Below are 17226 nucleotides of genomic sequence, written 5' to 3' on the forward strand. Positions count from 1 at the left end.
CGCGCCTAGGCATTGTTGGCCTGGACGCCCACCCAGCCGCGCTTGATGGTGGTCATCAAGGTCGTCACTTCGTCGATCAGGGTCGGGTCGAGCTTGATGCCGGCCGTGTACAGTCGCGCCACGCAATAATCGTACAGGCGCGCCAGATTGACGACCACTTCGCCGCCATTGTCGAAATCGAGCGAGCTCGACAGACCGTTGATGATCTGCGTGCATTTATCCAGGCTGACGGCCTTTTGTTCGTAGCGTTTGCCCACGATATGCCCGCGCGCGCGCGCCAGTTCTTCCAGCAGGCCGTCCGTCAGCACCAGTACCAGCTCGACCGGTGTGGCGCGGGCGGTCTGGGCATCCAGGTTGACGGCGTGGTAGTTGCCGTAAGCTTCATTGTTTAACATTATTGTATTCTCGCTATGTTAACTGTGGCGGCGCGGCAGGCGCATCCGCCTTAGGATTTATTGTTGCTGAACATGGCATCGAACATATCGGACGTCTTGCTCATTTGCTCCTGCATGACTTGCAGGCGTGTAAATTGATCGAGGAAACGTTTGTATGCCGTGTCATATTGGGCCGTGAGGCGCTCGCCGCTCTTGACCAGGCTTTTCTGCAGCTTCTCCGTGGCGGCCTGGCGCTGGGTGATCTGGCCCTTGGTGATATTGCTCCACTGGCCCAGTACCTTGTCCATGCTGCCGAGCACGCCGGCAGGGGCGGACAGGCTGTTGTTGCCAAAAAGCTTGTCGAGGCCCGTCGGGTTGTCGGCCAGCTTGGCCGTCAGTTTGGCGGCGTTGAGGCTGATCGTGCCGTCGCGCTGGGCCGTAATGCCGTAGGAGACGAGCGATACGCCATTGACGTTCAGGCGCAGGGCATCGCCCATGCTGCTGCGCAGGGCATTCAGGCCGGAATCATGGGCGAAGATGCCCGCGGCAATTCCCTTTTCCGGGTTGCCGGGACTGGCCAGGCCATCCATCAGGCTTTTCAGCTTGTTGTAGGCATCGACGAATGCCTGCACGTTGGCGGCGGTGCCGCTGCTGTCCGTGGCGACAGTCAAGGTCACGGGCGCTTCGGCGGCACTCATGGCGCGGGTGAACGTGATTTTCACGTCCTGCACGTTGGTGAAGGTATTCGATGCTTGCGTGATGGCCGTGCCACCGGGTTTGCCGCCCAGCCAGACGGTGGCGTCGTCAGCCTTGACGACTTCCTTGATGTTGGCCGGCGCGATCAGCGCGCCTTTCAGCGCGATATTATTGACGCCGCTGGCGTCGAGCGTGGCGGCGTTTGCAATGCCCGTCGCATTCGACGTCAGTACCAGTTGCGCCTGGTTGTTGATGGTCACGATGGACGCGGTGACGCGCGAATTGTTCTTGCTGTTGCCATTGATGGCGGCAGCGATTTCCTGGGGTGTCAGTGTGCCGTTGCCATCCTTGTCGGCGGCGGCCAGGTCGATGTCGAGCGTGTTGTCGCCCACGCCATCGCCAATTTTTACTTTCAGCGTACCCGTGCCATCGGCGGTATTTACGCTGCTCAGGCCGCCATACGACATCTGGCTGGCCGTGGCCAGTTTTTCAACGAAAAAGGAATAGGTGCCCGGCGTCGCATTGATGCCGGCCGTGGCAGAACCGTAGCCGGCGGCCGGGAAGGTGGCGGACTGGCTCAGCACCGATTTGCTGCTGGTCATGCTCGACATGGCGCTCTGGAAGGTCGAGATGGCCGACTTCAGGTTGCCCAGCGCCGTGCTGGTGTTGCTGGCCAGCGTGTTCTGCGCCTGCAGGGCTGCCTTTTGCGCAGCGACAGCCTTGGTAGCCAGTTTTTCGGCCGTTGGGATCGGATCGTATTGCGGTGCAGTAATTACGCTTGCCATGCCAGACTCCTGAATAAAGGGATATACCGGTACAAGGCGACCCCCATTCCCGTTTTGTGAAGTTTTCCTGAAAGAAACTTACACAAACCTCATTTTACCTGCCCGCGGAACCAGAATTGGGTCGCCAGCTCGTCTTGCCGCTTGGCATCAACTCGTTGTTGCTCATTTGCAACATGCTTTTGTTTTTGCGTCAGCACCTGGTCCAGCACTTCGCGCTTGGCCCAGGCCGTATTGAGCGCGCGTTGCGAAACGGCCATGTTGGCTTCGTGCAGGTGCAAATCGGTACGGTGCTGGTCGGCCATCTGCATCACGGCTTGCTTGAAGTTGCCGCAGTTGACGGACAGGGCCAGGGGCAGGGCGCCGCTGGGGCCGCTATCCGTGTACAGGCCCGTCAGGCGTTCCAGGTTTTTCTGGTAGCGCTCGCGCACGGCCGTCTGCGCCGCCATTTCACCTTGCAGGCGTTCCACTTCGGTGCTGCGCAGGCCGACCAGGGTGGTCAGGTTGCGGATGGTATGCGCGTCGCTCACGTATGCTCCTAGGCCATGATCTGTTCAAGTTGTTCGATGCAAGGCCCCATCGGCGCCTCTTCCTTGGTGCCCTGGCACAGGAAGGCTTCGATGGGCGCGTGCAACTGGACGGCGCGGTCGGTGATCGGATCGGCGCCGGGCACATAGGCGCCCAGCGGAATCAGGTCGCGCACGCGCGCATGGCGCGCCATCGATGCTTTCAGCGCGCGCGCCGCCTGCATGTGGGGCGGCGTGATCACCTGCGCCATGCAGCGGCTGATCGAGGCGGCGATGTCGATGGCGGGGTAGTGGCCCCGCTCGGCCAGTTCGCGCGTGAGCACGATGTGGCCGTCGAGAATCGCGCGCGCCGTGTCGACCACGGGATCCTGCTGGTCGTCGCCCTCGGCCAGCACCGTGTAGATGGCGCTCATGCTGCCTTCCGGGTGGGCGCCATTGCCGGCGCTTTCCACCAGTTGCGGCAAGTTCGAAAAGACGGACGGCGGATAGCCGCGCGTGGCCGGCGGCTCGCCCAGGGCCAGCGCCACTTCGCGCAGGGCCATGGCATAGCGCGTCAGCGAGTCGACCAGCAGCAGCACGTGCTTGCCCTGGTCGCGGTAATGGGCGGCGATCGAATGGCACAGTTCGGTGGCCATGATGCGCATCAAGGGCGATTCATCGGCCGGCGCGATCACCAGCACGGCCTTTTTCAAGCCTTCGGCGCCGAGCGACTTTTCCACGAATTCGCGTACTTCGCGGCCGCGCTCGCCGATCAGGCCGACGACGACGACATCGGCTACCGTCTGGCGCGTGATCAGGCCCAGCAGCACGCTCTTGCCGACGCCGGAACCGGCCATCAGCCCCACGCGCTGGCCCTTGCCCAGGGTCAGCATGCTGTTAATGGCACGCACGCCCACATCCAGCGGTTCGACCACTGGTTGTTTCTTCAGGGGATTGATTTTTGGCGGCGTCACTTCCAGGATGTGTTCGCCGCCGAGGCGGCCCAGGTCGTCGATCGGCTCGCCCAGGCCATTGACCATGCGGCCCAGCCACGACGGGCCAATTTGCAGGCTGGCCTTGTCGGGCAGGGGCAGGACCCTGGCGCCGGTGGTCAGGCCGGTGGCTTTCTTGAACGGCATCAGATAAGACAGTTTTTCGCGAAAGCCGACGACTTGCGCGTCGAGCCATTCGCCGCTCACAGTTTCAATTTGACAACGCTGGCCCGTGTGCAGGCGGCAGCCGGCGCTTTCCAGCAGCAGGCCGGACGCGCCGACCAGGCGGCCGGTCGGTGTCGCGACCGGGATATCGCCGATCTCGAAGCTGCGCAGCGTGTCGGCGATCATGCAGGCGCGCCCTGGTCTGCGTGTTCGGCGGCCAGCGCCAGGTGGCTGCTGACCTGTTCCATGCAGGCTGACAGGCGCTGATGGCAGCCCGCGTCGACTTCATTGTCGCCCGCCTTGATGCGGCATTCGCCCGCGTCGAGGCGCGCGTCGGCGATCAGGTTCCAGCGCTTGGCGCGCTTCGGATCGAGTTCGCTGATGCGTTTCAATTCTTCCGGATTGAGGAAAACGTCGATTTCCTCGCGCGTGGGCGGCATCGAGGCGAGGGTCTCGTCGACCAGGGCCAGCAATTGCACCGGCTGCAGCGCCAGTTCCGCGCGGATCACCTGGCGCGCCACCTTGGCCACCAGGTCGACCACTTCCTTGCGCTGGGCTTCGCGGTAATCGGCGCGTACTTTTTTCAGGTCGCGCAAAATCGCGTCGACGGGGCGCGCCAGGCGGTCCAGCGCCACCAGGGTTTCATTGCGGCCTTCTTCGCGGCCCTGCGCCATGCCGTCGTTGCGCCCGGTGTCGTAGCCGTCCTGCTGGCCTTGCACCAGGCCCACTTCGTAGCCGTCGCGCTGGCCCTGCTCGAAGCCTTCCGAGACGGACGCCTGCCACTGGCCATCCGTGTCCTCGTTGGAGGCACGCTGGCCGGCGGCGATGAATTGCGACAGGGGAGGGAAGCGATACGAGCGGAAGTGTTTCATTCGATCACCGCTTCGGCAAACAGTTGCACTTCGATCTCGCCTGCATCGGCGAGGCCCTTGACGGTGGCCATGATTTCCTGGCGCGTCTGTTCGATACGGGAGAGTGGCACGGGGCCGGAACGGCGCATCATGTCTTCGAAGCTCTGTGCCTGGCGGCGCGGCATGGTTTTCAGCACGGCGTCGCGGATCGACGGTTCCGCGCCTTTCAGTGCAATTGCCCACTGTTCCATCGGCACGTCTTCCAGGATGCGCGTGAGCGTGACATCGCTCTGCGTGGCCAGGATCAGGAAGTCGTACATGCTCAGTTCGATTTCCGAAACGACGTCCGGATCGTGCGCGCGCAGCAGTTCGACCAGCGCGGCGCGGTTGCCCGGCATGCGGTTGAGAATCTCTGCCGCCTGGCGGATGCCTTCCACGCTGGTGCTTTGCGTGTCGAGCGTGCCCAGACAGCGGCCCACCAGTTCGTCGAGTTCGACCAGCAGGTCGCGGTCGATCTCGTCCAGGCGCGCCAGGTTCAGCAAGACCAGGTCGCGGCCTTCGACGGGCAGGGCATCGAGGATCTGGCCGGCCAGCGCGGGCGGCAGAAAGGCCAGGAACACGGCCTGCATCTGCACGTGTTCGTTGACGATGTATTCGGCCAGCCATTTCGGCGAAGCCCACTGCAGGCGCGCCATCTTGGGGCGGATCGCGTCGCCGTAAATATTGTTCAGCACGCTATTCGCGATATCGCTGCCCAGCGCCATGTCCAGCGAACGCTTCAGGTAGCTGCGCGAGGCGCCATGCACGCCGCTTTGCTGGCGGTAGTCGTCGAAGAAGGTCTGCATCGCCGTTTTCACGGATTCGACCTTGATGCCGCTCATGCGCGACATCACTTGCGTGACTTCCAGCAATTCTTCACGCGACAGGCAGCGCAGCACGTTGGCGGCCTGTTCTTCGCCGATGCTCAGCAGCACGATGGCTGCCTGTTCCACGGGATTCAGGCTGACGCTTTCGTATTCGGCGCCGTCGGAGGGATTATTGTTGTTGAGTTCGGCCATTTTTCTGCATCCATTGTTTGACGACTTCGGCGACACGCTCGGGTTCTTTTTCAGCCAGCACTTTCAGGTGGTCGACCATCACGTCGACCGCCGAGCCAGGTGGCGGCAAGTCATAGTTTTCCAGCAGCGGTACAACCGGCATGTTGCCGCCGGCGGACTCGCCTTCGAGCGCCAGCGGGCTGCCATTCACGCCCAGGGCTGGCGCGCCGGCAACGGCCGCGCCATTCGTGCCGGCGGCGCTGCTGCCGCCCAGTGCCATGGCGGGATCGAGCTGTTTCAGTGTTGGCGGCGCCAGGCGCGTGGTCAGCAGGCGCAGCAGCGGACGCAGGATCAGGAAGTAGCCGAGCACGGCGCCCAGGGCGTACAGCAGCCAGCTGCTGAAATCGACGACGGTGTCGCGCTCTTCCCACCACTGCGCCACGGGCGGCTTGGCCGGGAAGGCCAGCGCCGTCAGGCTCAGGCTGTCGCCGCGCTGGGCGTTGATGCCGAGGCCGCTGTTGAGCATTTTTTCAATATTGCCCAGTTCGGCAGGGGTCCAGCCCGTTTTCGGATTCGGTGCGGCGGCGCTGTTGAGGACCACGGCGACGCTGAGTTTTTCCAGGCGGCCACGGCTGCGCTTGATCTGCGTGATGCTGCGGTCGTAGGCGTACTGGCGCGTGGTGGCGTTCTTGCGGGCCGTGCCATCGTCGGATGGCTTCGGTGCGCCATCGGCGGGTGCGGCGCCGGCGGCATCGGCCGGTGCCGGCACGGCGGCCGCTGGCGGACGGTTCGACAAGCTGCCGGGAATGCCGGCCACGGTGCGGTTGCGTTCCTGCTCTTCGCGCATCGCTTCGCTCGTCACTTTCGGGGCTTCGCCGTATTTTTCCAGCGTTTCGTCCACGCGGTCATTGTTCACGGCGGCCGTCACGCTGAGCTTGAAGTTGTCTTCGCCGATGACGGGGCCGAGCAAGCCCGTGACGTTGCGGCGAATTTCATCCTGGAAACGTTTCGCGCCTTCATTGCCGGCGGCCGAGGCGTCGAAGCCGTCCGTCAGGTCGATGTGCGCGGACAGCAGGTTGCCGCCCTGGTCGACCAGGCTCACGCGCGTGGGCGCCAGGCTGGCGACGCTGCCGGCCACCATGTTGATGACGGCGGCGATCTGTTCCGGCGCCAGGGTGCGGCCCGGTTTCAGCGCCACGACGATCGAGGCGGACGACTTGTCGCCGTCGCTGGCGACAAACGATGTCGATTTCGCAATCGACAGATGGACGCGCGCCGAAGCGATCGCGTCCATCGTCATGATGCTTTGCGCCAGTTCGCCTTCCAGGCCGCGGCGGAAGCGCACGTCCTGCACGAATTGGGAAACGCCCAGCGGGTCATTCTTGTCCATCAGTTCCAGGCCGGCCGGCAGTTGCGCCGTCACGCCTTTCGAGGCCAGCAGCATGCGCACCTTGCCCAGCATGGCGTCGGGCACCAGCACCTGACCGCTGTCCGGATGCAGGCGGTAGGGGATGTGTTCGGCGTCCAGGGTGGCCATCATGTCCGTCACGGCCACTTTTTCGCGCGCGCCAAACACCGGCTTGTAGTTGGCCTGGTCGCGCCAGGCATACATGGTCACCATGGCGGTGATGCCGATGGCCAGCACGACGATGGGAACCAGGTTTTTCAGCAGGGCGGGCGGGATGGCGGGCTGGGCGCCAAGGCGCCAGCGCGCAAATGCGGACTTCATGGGGGTAATCACTTGGGGTAACTTTCGCTGGGAGGCTGGGCGTGGTTCAGGACGTGAAGATTACAGAGGCAGTTTGATGAGTTCGTCGACGGCGCCCATGACCTTGTTGCGCACTTGCATCAACATGGAGAAGGACAGGCTCGCTTCCTGACTGGCCAGCATGGCGCCGACCATGTCGTCGCTCTTGCCACTGTCGACGTCGCTCATTTTCTGCGCAGCCATGCGGTCATCGCCGTTGACCTTGCCGATGGCGTCTTTCATGCTTTGCGCAAAGGAGAAGCCGGCTTGTTCCGGCGCGCCGAACTGGGCGGCGGGCGCGATGCTGGCGCCCAAGGCGCGCGCGTCATTGCTCAGTGCTGCCAGATCGGCCTTGATCAGACCTGCGAGTTCGTTGCTCATCGTGCCCTCTACTTTCAATATGCGGTGACGTATCAATCAGAAATTACTGGTGTTGCCATTCCGGCAGGCATGACATCCCATGCCATCTTGCCCGGCCCGTTTTGCGGGGGCCATCAGTTTTATCAGTTGCCACACCATCCGCTCAAGCAGATTCAAACAAACCCGGCAGACCTGCGCCGACATGATTTACATGGCCATGATAACTAATAATTATCTGATAAAAGTTTCTTCTGGTGGCAATAAGCGGGACTGGAAACTGCCATAAAAACCGGAATCAGGTAAGCGGAATGGCGCACTGCAAATCTATATTTTGTCGCTATAAGCTTACCTCGCGGCAACTATAAAGTAAAGAGAGGATTGCCTCAAGGAATATTGATACATGGCAATATTTAGCTTTTTCATGTATTGTTCAGCACCGTAGTCATCTAGCATGCGATACGATGCGCAATCGTTTGCTTGCGGACCGTTACCCTAGGTCAAGATGATGCTGTATTTAATTTCGGGCGATCCGTATAATTTGTTCTGCCACCGCAATACCGACATGACCACTACATGACAATCCTTACCAAGACAGATCAAACTGTGCGCCATCAAGTCCTCGATTCCTGTCTGCTTGGACGTCCTGTCCATTTGCTGCATGTATTCGGCGCCCAGCTACGCGACGACCTGGCCATGGCCCTGCGCCAGCCGATGAGCCGTCGCTACTGGGGTAATTTCCAGATCGACGCCGTGACCTTGTCGCGCGTGGAGAACGAGGACAGCGTGAACCGCTGGCTGAGTTTTTCCACGCCGGCCAGCCAGACGGGCTTTGCCCTCGAACGGCAGATACTCTTGAGCGTGCTGAACTATCGCTATGGTAGTGCCGGTGCCAAGGGGGCGTTGCCCGATCCGGCACAGGTGCGCGTGACAGCCACGGAGGAGCGCCTCGCTGTGGTGCTTGGACAACAGTTGGTGAGCAGTTTGTTCGCCCGCGTCCACAAGAACCTGCAAACCCTGGGCAAAAGCAGCGACATCGACACCAGTGCCGAGGTCGCCGTGCAGTCGGGCGTGCATCCGGTGCGCGGCAGCTGGATCGTCACCGTGGCGCTCAGCGACGTCGAGGCGGGGCAGAGCGGCCAGTTCTGGTTCTCGCTGGACAAGCGCCTGATGGCCGACGTGCTGCGCGGCTTGCTGCCCGAGCGCGCGCAAGCGAAGAAAGCCCTGCGTGGCAGCGTGCGTCCGCTCGCGTCGCGCCTGCAAGTGACGCTGGAAGGCCGGCTCGTCAGCAAACAGGTGCAACTGGGCGCCTTGTTCGACCTGCGCGTGGGTGACGTGATTCCCGTCAGCCTCAGCCGTACCGACGTCATGCTCGACGACTCCCGTCTCTTTACAGCTGCTGTTTCCGAACACAAGGGCAAGCTCTGTTTAACCTCCTTTGAAGATGTCGAATAATATGAATATGACCGATACCAACCAGAGCGAAACCTTGCTGGAAGACCTGGGCGATGACATGATCATCGACCAGGGCGATGTGTCCGACGTGGCCAGCGGCCGCGCGCGACGCGACATTCCGCAGATGATGCGCAAGATTCCCGTCACTCTGACCCTGGAAGTGGGCTCGGCCCGCATTTCGCTGGAGGAATTGATGGCCATCGGCCCGGAAAGCGTGATCGAACTCGACATGCTGGCCGGCGAACCGCTGGTGATCAAGGTCAACGGCACGCCGATCGGCCGCGCCGAAGTGGTGGTGGCCGGCGAGAACTATGGCCTGAAAGTCATCGACCTCGACGGCCTCAATCTCGACCTGATGACAGCATGAAGCTGGCGGTACCCGGTTTGAGCCGGCGCCGCGGCGCGCTGGCTGCCGCGCTGGCTGTTCCCGCTCTGATGCTGTGTTGCAACGCCGCTGGCGCGCAGGACCTGCTGTCCGGCGTGGTGCCGGGCGCGAAGACCGACTTGTCGGTCAAGATGCAGATCCTGGTCGTCATGACCCTGCTCGGGCTGCTGCCCGTGATGGTCATGATGATGACCAGCTTTACCCGCTTCGTCATCGTGCTGTCCCTGCTGCGCCAGGCCCTGGGCCTGCAGCAGGGCTTGCCTAACCGTATCGTCACCGGCATCGCCCTGATCCTCACCTTGCTGGTCATGCGCCCCATCGGCGACCAGGTGTGGAAGGAAGCGTTCGTGCCTTACGACCGCGACCAGATCGGCATGCAGGAAGCCCTGAAGATCGCCGAAGTGCCGATTTCGCGCTTCATGCTGGCGCAGACGAGCAAGGCCGCGCTGGCGCAGATCGCGCACCTGGCCGGGGAGCCGTCCAGCATGCGCCCGCAAGACCACAGTTTCACGGTCAAGCTGGCCGCGTTTGTCTTGTCCGAACTCAAGACGGCGTTCCAGATCGGCTGCATGCTGTTCATACCGTTCCTCATCATCGATCTGGTGGTGGCGTCCGTGCTGATGGCCATGGGCATGATGATGCTCTCGCCGCTCGTCATTTCGCTGCCGTTCAAGCTGCTGCTGTTCGTGCTGGTCGACGGCTGGACCCTGACCGTCAACACGTTGGTTACCAGCATACAGGGCTATTGATCGATGTTTACCCCTGAAGTCGCCGTCGACCTGATCATCGAAGCGCTGCATGTCGTCATGCTGCTGGTGGTGATCCTGGTCGTGCCCGGTTTGCTCATGGGCTTGCTGGTCGCGCTGGTGCAGGCGGCCACCTCGATCAATGAACAGACCATGAGTTTCCTGCCGCGCCTGCTGGTCACCCTGCTGGCCCTGATCCTGGCCGGACGCTGGATGGCCGGTTACCTGATGGATTATTGCGTATCCATCTTTCAGCGCGCCGCCACCCTGGTCGGATAGCGCCGCGCGCCATGGATCAGATTTTCAATCAGGTGCTGCCGTTTCTGCTGGCCGTGTGGTGGCCGTTCTGCCGCATCCTGGCCATGCTCAGCGCCTCGCCCGTGATCGGCGACGCCATGGTGCCCGTCCCCGTGCGGGTGCTGCTGTCGCTGGTGCTGGCGATACTGATGCTGCCCGTGATGCAGGCGTCGGGCGTGTCGCAGGACTTGCTGAAGATCGATCCGTTTTCTCTGCACGCCCTCGTCGCCACCCTGGAGCAGGCCATCATCGGCTTCGTCCTGGGTCTGGCCTTCCACTTCGCCATGTCCGTCATGTCGGTGCTCGGCTACCTCGTGTCGAGCCAGGTGGGCTTTTCCATGGCCGTCATGAACGACCCGCTCAATGGCACCTCGTCGGACGTGATCACGGGGATGCTCACCATCATGTGCATGATCGTATTTTTCGCCATCGACGGCCACCTCGTGCTGACGGGCGTGATCGGCGCCAGTTTCACGGCCTGGCCCGTGGGGCAGGGTTACGGACCGCTGCTGCTGCAGACGGTGGCGTATAACGTGGCGTGGATTTTTGCCGCCGCCATGCTGCTGGCCTTGCCCATCGTCTTTTCCACCATGGTGGTGCAACTGGGTTTTGGCTTCCTGAACCGGGTGGCGCCGTCGCTGAACCTGTTTTCGCTGGGTTTTTCCATGATCACCGTGTTCGGCCTGCTGATGCTGGGGCAGATCGTGCGCTTTATCCCTGAGCACTACATCGCCATGACGAATCGGGTGCTCGACATGATCGCCGAACAGATGCGGGTGGCCCATGGCGGATAGCAGCACGGGCGACAAGACAGAAAAGGCGTCACAGCAAAAGCTGAAGAAGTCGCGCCAGGAAGGGCAGGTGGTGCGTTCGCGCGACCTGTCGACGGCGCTGGGCATCCTGATCAGCATGAAGGTCTTCATTTACCTGCTGCCAGGCTATCTGGTGAGCTTTCGCGAGCTGTTCGCCATGGCCTTCATGCCGCTCGACAGCAAGGGCGCGCTGGAAAATGCCATGTCGATGGCGTTTACGACGTCGGTGGGCTTGCTGATCAAGATGATCGTGCCGCTGTTCTGCGTGCCTCTGTTTGTCGTGCTCGGATCCCTGATCCCCGGCGGCTGGGTCATCAGCACGAAGAACTGGATGCCGAAGATGGAGCGCCTGAGCCCGGCCAAGAACCTGGGCCGTCTGTTTGCGCCCAAGCATGCTTTTGAATTCGGCTTGTCCATCGCCAAGGCCACCGTGCTGGGCATGGTGCTCGTGCATGTGAGCCGCTCCAGCCTGACGCAATACGTGGATTTGCAACACCGGCCCCTGCAGCAGGCCATGCTCGATGGCTCGGCACTGATGCTCGACGGCTTGATGGCGCTCATTTCCGTCTTCGTGCTGTTTGCCATCATCGACGTGCCAGCGCAGGCGTTTTTCTTTGCCCGCAACCAGCGCATGAGCAAGCAGGATGTCAAGGAAGAACATAAAAGCAGCGAAGGGCGGCCCGAAGTGCGCCAGCGCATCCGCCAGTTGCAGCAGCAGATTGGCCGGCGCAGCGTGCGCAAGACCGTGCCCGACGCCGACGTGGTGATTGTCAATCCAGAACATTACGCCGTCGCATTGAAGTATGACCAGGACCGCGCCGAGGCGCCGTTTGTCGTTGCCAAGGGCGTCGACGAGATGGCGCTGTATATCCGGCAAGTGGCGAAGGAACACCATATTGAAACGCTGGAGTTGCCGCCGCTGGCGCGGGCCATCTACAACACCAGCCAGGTGCAGCAGCAGATTCCCGTGCAGCTGTACCAGGCCGTGTCGCAGGTGCTGAACTACATCCTGCAATTGAAAGCATTCCGGTCCGGGCAGCGTGCTGCCCAGCCCGTATTACCCACCGAGATGGCCGTGCCATCTCATCTGAGCGAGGTCGTACCGCCATGAATTTCCTGAACCGCGTGGTTGCTGAAATGCGCCGCCACAAGTTCGCCACGCCGCTGTTCCTGCTGGTGATCCTGGCAATGATCATCCTGCCGCTGCCGCCGGTGCTGCTCGATATCTTGTTCACTTTCAATATCGTGCTGGCACTGATCGTCATCCTCGTCAGCGTGTCGGCCAAGCGGCCGCTCGATTTCTCCGTCTTTCCGACGGTGATCCTGGCCACCACCATGCTCAGGCTGACCCTCAACGTGGCGTCCACGCGCGTGGTGCTGTTGCACGGCCATACGGGGGCGGATGCGGCTGGTAAGGTGATCGAGGCGTTTGGTAACGTCGTGATCGGCGGCAACTTCGTCGTCGGTATCGTGGTCTTCGTGATCTTGATGATCATCAACTTCGCCGTCGTCACCAAGGGCGCCGAGCGTATATCCGAAGTGTCGGCGCGCTTTACCCTCGATGCCTTGCCGGGCAAGCAGATGGCCATCGATGCCGACCTGAATGCCGGCTTGATCAACCAGGAAAAAGCCCAGATCCGTCGCAAGGACGTGGCCGCCGAAGCGGATTTCTATGGCGCCATGGATGGTGCGTCGAAGTTCGTGCGCGGCGACGCCGTCGCCAGTATCCTGATTTTGATCATCAACATGGTCGGCGGCGTGGCTATCGGCTCGCTGATGCACGACCTGTCGTTCGGCGATGCCTTCCGTCAATACGCGCTGTTGACCATCGGTGATGGCCTGGTGGCGCAGATTCCGGCGCTGCTGCTGTCGGCCGCGGCCGCCATCCTGGTGACCCGCATCAGCGATTCGGGCGACTTCGAACAGCAAGTGGCAGGCCAGGTGCTGACGTCGCCAACGGTGATCTTCAGCGCGGCCGGCATGATGGTGGCGCTGGCCTTGATTCCGGGCATGCCATGGTTCATGTTCATGACCTTCGCGGGCGTATTGGCCTTCGTGGCCTGGCGATTGACCAAGCGCGTGAAGGGGCCCGATGCGGCCGGCATGGCGGCCATCGAGGCGGCCTTGCGCGACGAGCGCCCGGCCGAACTGGAGTGGCAGCAACTGCCTGCCGTGCAACCGCTGATGGTGATGCTCGGCTATAAACTGGTTGGCATGGTGGATAAAACGCAAGGCGAACCGCTGAACAAGCGCGTCAAGGGCGTGCGCCAGAGCCTGTCCGAAGCGATGGGCTTGCTGCTGCCGAATATCGGCGTGCGCGACGACCTGGCCCTGAAGCCGTCGCAATACGCCATCGTGCTGTCGGGCACGGTGGTCGCGCAGGCGGAAGTGCAGGCCGACCGCCTGATGGCGATCCCGTCGCCGAACGTGTATGGCCAGCTGGACGGCATTCCCGGCATCGAGCCGGCCTACGGCATGCCCGTCACGTGGATCGAACCGAGCGAGAAGGCGCATGCGCTGGGCCTCGGTTACCAGGTCATCGAGGCGCCCAGCGTGATTGCCACACACTTGTCGAAAATGGTGCGCGAATACCTGCCGGAACTGTTCCGCCACGAAGACGTCTCGAACATGATGGAGCGCCTGACGGCCCTGTCGCCCAAGCTCGCTGGCGCGCTGGACAAGGCGCTGACGCACACCCAGCTGCTGCGCGTGTTCCGCGTCTTGCTGGCGGAAAATGTGTCGCTGAAGGATATCGTGCCCATCGCCACCACCTTGCTCGACAGTTCGGAAACGACCAAGGACCCGATCCTGCTGGCGGCCGAAGTACGCTGCGCGCTGCGGCGCCAGATCGTCAGCGGCCTGTTTGGCCAGAAGATGGAAATGCAGGCGTTTAACCTGGGCGGCGAGCTGGAAAACATGTTGCTCGGCTCGCTGAACCAGGCACGCCAGTCGGGCAAGGTGACCCTCGATAACTATCCGATCGACCCGCACCTGCTGTCGCAGCTGCAGGTGAACATGCCGGTGGCGCGCGAACAGATGAAGCAGCAGGCCACGCCGCCGTTGCTGCTGGTGCTGCCGCAGATCCGTCCGCTGCTGGCCCGCTATGCGCGCCTGTTCGCGCCGGGCCTGCATGTGCTGTCGTATAACGAAATCCCGGAAAACCGCGAAGTGAGCATCATCGGCACGGTAGGGTAAACGATGGCATAAACAAAAACGGCGCTTCGGGCGCCGTTTTTGTTTATGCTGCGTCAATCCTGCTCGTCGATGGGCGGCAGCAAATCCTGCGTAGCTTCGGCCGGCCCGGCCAGCAACAGCACTTCCTCTTCCTGCTCGCCCGCCGCCGCGTCGCCATAGTCATACCCGAGCGGCGCCGCCACTTCCTTCGAGACAATGATGGCCTCCTCTTCGGCTGCGGCCGCGGCAGTGCTGGCTGCAGGCGCATCGGGATCGGCCGCCGCTTCCGCTTCCGGCTGCGTCAGCAGCAGCGCCACTTCGGCCATGGCGCGGAACAGGGCCAGCGACAGCGAGGCGGCGCCTGCCTGCATCGGGTAATTGCCGTGCACGCGCTGCGCGTGCAGCTGGCGGTTCAGGCGGCAGCGCACCACGCGCAGACCGGCGCGCCGCACGGCGTCGGCGATCTCGGGCAGGGCCAGGCGCAAATGGCGCAAGGCGGCTTCCTCGTCGGCAGCCAGTTCCAGCAGCACGCCGTCGCCGGACGGCTCCATCTGGATCACGACCCGGCCGATGCCGATGATGATCAGCTCGACGCGCAGCGCCACCTTGCCGCGCCGCCTCGGTGTTGCTTCTTCGTCTTCGTCGCTGGCCAGCACGCGCAGCAGCAGGCGCTGGCCGCCCCAGCCATACACGGCAAAACGCCACGCTTCGCTGTCGACCGTCAACGGCGGACGGGCACCTTCGCGCAGCAGGGCCGGTTGCTGCTCGGCCATGAACAGGTTGCCCGGCACGTGCTGGCCGCGCGCCTGTTCCTGCAGGGCCGCATATTGCTCGCCATACGTCTTGACCATCACGCGCCACGAGGCGGCCAGCTGTGCCGCGTCAGGCGGTTGCCAGACCAGCTGACGCGTGAAGAAAAGCTGATTGACCTGCATGGCGCTGCTGTCGCGCGGCATGGCGCCGCCCGTGCCGTCGGCATTTGGCTTGATGAGGGACGCCAGGCTGTCCTGTCCCTTCTGCTGCAGCTGGGCGGGCAGGGTGCCGGCGTCGGGCGCGGGCGCCATGTAGGGACCGATGGGCACCAGCGGCTGCACCACGCCCGGCACCATCGGCGTAGCGGGGCTGACGTCGAAGCGCTGGGTAATCAGGGGAACCGGGTTGCCCGATGAAATGCGGTCTATCGCCATGCCACTGTGTCCAGATGAAAGTCTATAAAAGCCGGTGAATCAGGCTGTATCAGCCATCATGGCTGCAACAGTGACAGTATCATTTTCTGCATGCTCTGGCTTTGCTTGAGCATCGCCGTGCTGGCCTGCAGCAACATTTGTGCTGACACCATGTTGGCGCTTTCCGCCGCGTAATCGACATCCATGATGCGGCCGATGGCGGCCTTGGTGTTGGTGACCATGTTGGCCAGGTTGTTGTGCACGTGGTCGAGGCGGTTGGCCGCCGCACCCAGGGCAGAGCGTACGCCGCCGACCTGGTCGAGCGCCGCCGCCAGCTGATCGATCATGCTGTTGGCGGCGCCATTCGTGCCGATTTCGCTGCCGGCCGTGCCGGTGGCGGAAAAGTTGGCCGAAATGGCTTTCAATAATGTATCCAGGCTGCCCATCTTGCCTGACACGTCGAACTTCATGGTTTCGCTGCTGCTGGCGCCGATCTGGAAGGTCATCGCCTCCGACAGGGTGCCCTTGCCGGCACTGCCGTTGCCCAGCAACAGGCCGCCGCCGTAGGAGGTGTTGGTCATGACGTTGTACAGCTCGAGCCCCAGCGCATCGTACTCGGACTGCATGGCGTCGCGGTCGGTCTGGTTGGACGAAGCGTCGGCCGCCTGCGTGGCCAGGTCTTTCATGCGTACCAGCATGTCCGTGACTTCGCCAAACGCGCCTTCGGCCGTCTGCAGCATCGAGGTGCTGTTCTGCGTATTGCGCATGGCCACCGTCATGCCGCTGACCTGGGCACTGAGGCGCGTGGCGATCTGCAGGCCCGCAGCGTCGTCCATGGCCGAGTTGATGCGAAAGCCGGTGGAGAGGCGCATCATCGACGTCGTCAGCCGGCTTTGCGCACTGGCGGCGGCGCTTTGGGCGTACATTGCGGCGATATTGGTGTGAATGCTCAGCACGTGGCGGCTCCGGTGGGCGGTGAGGGTGAGTCGGGTCTACCTTGTATAGGCGACTGCGGCGCCAGCATTGTTAAATCGAAAGGCAATATAGTCAAATCAATACGTTTCGCACATAAAAAAAGCCAGACCGCAGTCTGGCTTGGCGTTGCTGGCCGCGGACGGCCAGGCAAAGATTATTGCAGCAAGGACATGACCATCGAGGACATGCTGTTGCTTTGTTTCAGCATCGCGGTGCCGGCTTGCAGCAGCATTTGCGACGACGTCATGTTCGAGCTTTCGGTGGCGAAATCAACGTCCATGATGCGGCCGGTAGCGGCCTTGGTGTTGGTGGCGATGTTCGACAGGTTGCTGTTGACGTGGTCGAGGCGGTTGGCGGCGGCGCCCAGGGACGAGCGGATCGTGCCGACATTGTCGATGGCATTTTTCAGCAGGTCGATCGTGGCGTTTGCCGTGCCGGTCAGTTCCGTGCCGACGCCGCCGCTGGTAGCCTTGAAGTTGTTGGCGGACAAGCCTTTCAGCGCGGTGTCCAGCGTGACCATGCCTGCTTGCACGGTGAAGTCCATGGTTTCCGACTTGGCGGCGCCGATCTGGAAGGTCATCTTGGCTTCCGACAGAGTGCCCTTGCCAGTCGTGCCATCGCCCAGCAGATTCTGGCCGCCGAACGTGGTATTGGTCATCACGTTGTACAGTTCCAGGCCCAGCGCGTCATATTCGGCTTGCATGGCGGT

The 17226-nt window shown here is 62.5% G+C and carries 18 protein-coding genes; 7 read left to right on the top strand and 11 right to left on the bottom strand.

Annotated features, from left to right (window positions below):
- Positions 1 to 5 precede the first annotated feature (5 nt).
- The 8 genes from fliS to SJI03_RS24460 form a co-directional block, all read right to left on the bottom strand.
- The gene (fliS, locus tag SJI03_RS24425; RefSeq protein ID WP_035818009.1) at positions 6 to 395 is read right to left on the bottom strand and encodes a flagellar export chaperone FliS; all 390 of its coding nucleotides are present in this window, start codon (positions 393 to 395) and stop codon (positions 6 to 8) included.
- Positions 396 to 445: 50 nt separating this feature from the next.
- Complete coding sequence (fliD, locus tag SJI03_RS24430) at positions 446 to 1855, bottom strand: flagellar filament capping protein FliD (protein ID WP_099380184.1); 1410 nt, start codon at positions 1853 to 1855, stop codon at positions 446 to 448.
- An 89-nt stretch (positions 1856 to 1944) separates the two neighbouring features.
- On the bottom strand, positions 1945 to 2382 hold the full coding sequence (locus SJI03_RS24435) for a flagellar export protein FliJ (RefSeq protein WP_070289072.1): 438 nt from the start codon (positions 2380 to 2382) through the stop codon (positions 1945 to 1947).
- Positions 2383 to 2390: 8 nt separating this feature from the next.
- Positions 2391 to 3701, bottom strand: a complete 1311-nt coding sequence (gene fliI, locus SJI03_RS24440) for a flagellar protein export ATPase FliI (RefSeq protein WP_099380183.1) — start codon at positions 3699 to 3701, stop codon at positions 2391 to 2393.
- Positions 3698 to 4387, bottom strand: coding sequence for a flagellar assembly protein FliH (gene fliH, locus SJI03_RS24445; protein WP_034787861.1), 690 nt, complete (start codon positions 4385 to 4387; stop codon positions 3698 to 3700). The genes fliI and fliH overlap by 4 nt, the downstream gene beginning before the upstream one ends.
- A complete protein-coding gene (locus SJI03_RS24450; protein ID WP_035818015.1) occupies positions 4384 to 5424 on the bottom strand; it encodes a flagellar motor switch protein FliG in 1041 nt (346 codons plus the stop codon). The genes fliH and SJI03_RS24450 overlap by 4 nt, the downstream gene beginning before the upstream one ends.
- Positions 5402 to 7132, bottom strand: coding sequence for a flagellar basal-body MS-ring/collar protein FliF (gene fliF / locus SJI03_RS24455; protein WP_322428923.1), 1731 nt, complete (start codon positions 7130 to 7132; stop codon positions 5402 to 5404). The genes SJI03_RS24450 and fliF overlap by 23 nt, the downstream gene beginning before the upstream one ends.
- Positions 7133 to 7192: 60 nt before the next feature.
- Positions 7193 to 7531, bottom strand: coding sequence for a flagellar hook-basal body complex protein FliE (locus SJI03_RS24460; RefSeq protein WP_099380180.1), 339 nt, complete (start codon positions 7529 to 7531; stop codon positions 7193 to 7195).
- Positions 7532 to 8083: 552 nt separating this feature from the next.
- On the opposite strand from SJI03_RS24460, the gene SJI03_RS24465 reads away from it, so the two are divergent.
- From SJI03_RS24465 to SJI03_RS24495, 7 genes are read left to right on the top strand one after another with little or no spacing between them, the layout of a single operon-like run.
- Complete coding sequence (locus SJI03_RS24465; protein WP_322428924.1) at positions 8084 to 8962, top strand: FliM/FliN family flagellar motor switch protein; 879 nt, start codon at positions 8084 to 8086, stop codon at positions 8960 to 8962.
- Position 8963: 1 nt separating this feature from the next.
- Positions 8964 to 9329 carry a FliM/FliN family flagellar motor switch protein gene (locus SJI03_RS24470; protein WP_077403184.1) on the top strand — a complete coding sequence of 122 codons (366 nt, stop codon included), beginning with the start codon at positions 8964 to 8966 and terminating at the stop codon, positions 9327 to 9329.
- Complete coding sequence (gene fliP / locus SJI03_RS24475) at positions 9326 to 10096, top strand: flagellar type III secretion system pore protein FliP (RefSeq protein WP_322428925.1); 771 nt, start codon at positions 9326 to 9328, stop codon at positions 10094 to 10096. Before SJI03_RS24470 ends, fliP begins: the two co-directional genes overlap by 4 nt.
- A gap of 3 nt (positions 10097 to 10099) precedes the next feature.
- Complete coding sequence (locus SJI03_RS24480; RefSeq protein WP_034757874.1) at positions 10100 to 10372, top strand: flagellar biosynthetic protein FliQ; 273 nt, start codon at positions 10100 to 10102, stop codon at positions 10370 to 10372.
- Positions 10373 to 10383: 11 nt separating this feature from the next.
- Positions 10384 to 11184 carry a flagellar biosynthetic protein FliR gene (locus SJI03_RS24485; RefSeq protein WP_099380178.1) on the top strand — a complete coding sequence of 267 codons (801 nt, stop codon included), beginning with the start codon at positions 10384 to 10386 and terminating at the stop codon, positions 11182 to 11184.
- Positions 11174 to 12313: an EscU/YscU/HrcU family type III secretion system export apparatus switch protein gene (locus SJI03_RS24490; RefSeq protein ID WP_099380177.1), complete on the top strand. Its 1140-nt coding sequence runs from the start codon at positions 11174 to 11176 to the stop codon at positions 12311 to 12313. The genes SJI03_RS24485 and SJI03_RS24490 overlap by 11 nt, the downstream gene beginning before the upstream one ends.
- Positions 12310 to 14397, top strand: a complete 2088-nt coding sequence (locus SJI03_RS24495; RefSeq protein WP_099380176.1) for a flagellar biosynthesis protein FlhA — start codon at positions 12310 to 12312, stop codon at positions 14395 to 14397. Before SJI03_RS24490 ends, SJI03_RS24495 begins: the two co-directional genes overlap by 4 nt.
- Before the next feature lie 53 nt (positions 14398 to 14450).
- Here the strand turns inward: SJI03_RS24495 and SJI03_RS24500 are convergent, their stop codons facing one another.
- The 3 genes from SJI03_RS24500 to SJI03_RS24510 all read right to left on the bottom strand — a co-directional run.
- Complete coding sequence (locus SJI03_RS24500) at positions 14451 to 15563, bottom strand: hypothetical protein (RefSeq protein ID WP_322428926.1); 1113 nt, start codon at positions 15561 to 15563, stop codon at positions 14451 to 14453.
- Positions 15564 to 15619: 56 nt separating this feature from the next.
- Positions 15620 to 16498: a flagellin gene (locus SJI03_RS24505; protein ID WP_322428927.1), complete on the bottom strand. Its 879-nt coding sequence runs from the start codon at positions 16496 to 16498 to the stop codon at positions 15620 to 15622.
- A gap of 173 nt (positions 16499 to 16671) precedes the next feature.
- The coding region (locus SJI03_RS24510; protein WP_322428928.1) for a flagellin at positions 16672 to 17226 on the bottom strand (555 nt) is incomplete at its 5' end.

The sequence above is a fragment of the Janthinobacterium sp. GMG1 genome, assembly GCF_034427795.1.
In the GTDB taxonomy this organism is placed as follows: Bacteria; Pseudomonadota; Gammaproteobacteria; order Burkholderiales; family Burkholderiaceae_D; genus Janthinobacterium.

Bases quoted from the DNA above. Each gene is read 5' to 3' on its own strand.
- fliH (WP_034787861.1), bottom strand. From the start codon at position 4,387: ATGAAACACTTCCGCTCGTATCGCTTCCCTCCCCTGTCGCAATTCATC.
- fliD (WP_099380184.1), bottom strand. From the start codon at position 1,855: ATGGCAAGCGTAATTACTGCACCGCAATACGATCCGATCCCAACGGCC.
- SJI03_RS24470 (WP_077403184.1), top strand. From the start codon at position 8,964: ATGAATATGACCGATACCAACCAGAGCGAAACCTTGCTGGAAGACCTG.
- SJI03_RS24500 (WP_322428926.1), bottom strand. From the start codon at position 15,563: ATGGCGATAGACCGCATTTCATCGGGCAACCCGGTTCCCCTGATTACC.
- fliS (WP_035818009.1), bottom strand. From the start codon at position 395: ATGTTAAACAATGAAGCTTACGGCAACTACCACGCCGTCAACCTGGAT.
- SJI03_RS24485 (WP_099380178.1), top strand. From the start codon at position 10,384: ATGGATCAGATTTTCAATCAGGTGCTGCCGTTTCTGCTGGCCGTGTGG.
- SJI03_RS24495 (WP_099380176.1), top strand. From the start codon at position 12,310: ATGAATTTCCTGAACCGCGTGGTTGCTGAAATGCGCCGCCACAAGTTC.
- fliF (WP_322428923.1), bottom strand. From the start codon at position 7,132: ATGAAGTCCGCATTTGCGCGCTGGCGCCTTGGCGCCCAGCCCGCCATC.
- SJI03_RS24465 (WP_322428924.1), top strand. From the start codon at position 8,084: ATGACAATCCTTACCAAGACAGATCAAACTGTGCGCCATCAAGTCCTC.
- SJI03_RS24480 (WP_034757874.1), top strand. From the start codon at position 10,100: ATGTTTACCCCTGAAGTCGCCGTCGACCTGATCATCGAAGCGCTGCAT.
- SJI03_RS24460 (WP_099380180.1), bottom strand. From the start codon at position 7,531: ATGAGCAACGAACTCGCAGGTCTGATCAAGGCCGATCTGGCAGCACTG.
- SJI03_RS24490 (WP_099380177.1), top strand. From the start codon at position 11,174: ATGGCGGATAGCAGCACGGGCGACAAGACAGAAAAGGCGTCACAGCAA.
- SJI03_RS24450 (WP_035818015.1), bottom strand. From the start codon at position 5,424: ATGGCCGAACTCAACAACAATAATCCCTCCGACGGCGCCGAATACGAA.
- fliI (WP_099380183.1), bottom strand. From the start codon at position 3,701: ATGATCGCCGACACGCTGCGCAGCTTCGAGATCGGCGATATCCCGGTC.
- fliP (WP_322428925.1), top strand. From the start codon at position 9,326: ATGAAGCTGGCGGTACCCGGTTTGAGCCGGCGCCGCGGCGCGCTGGCT.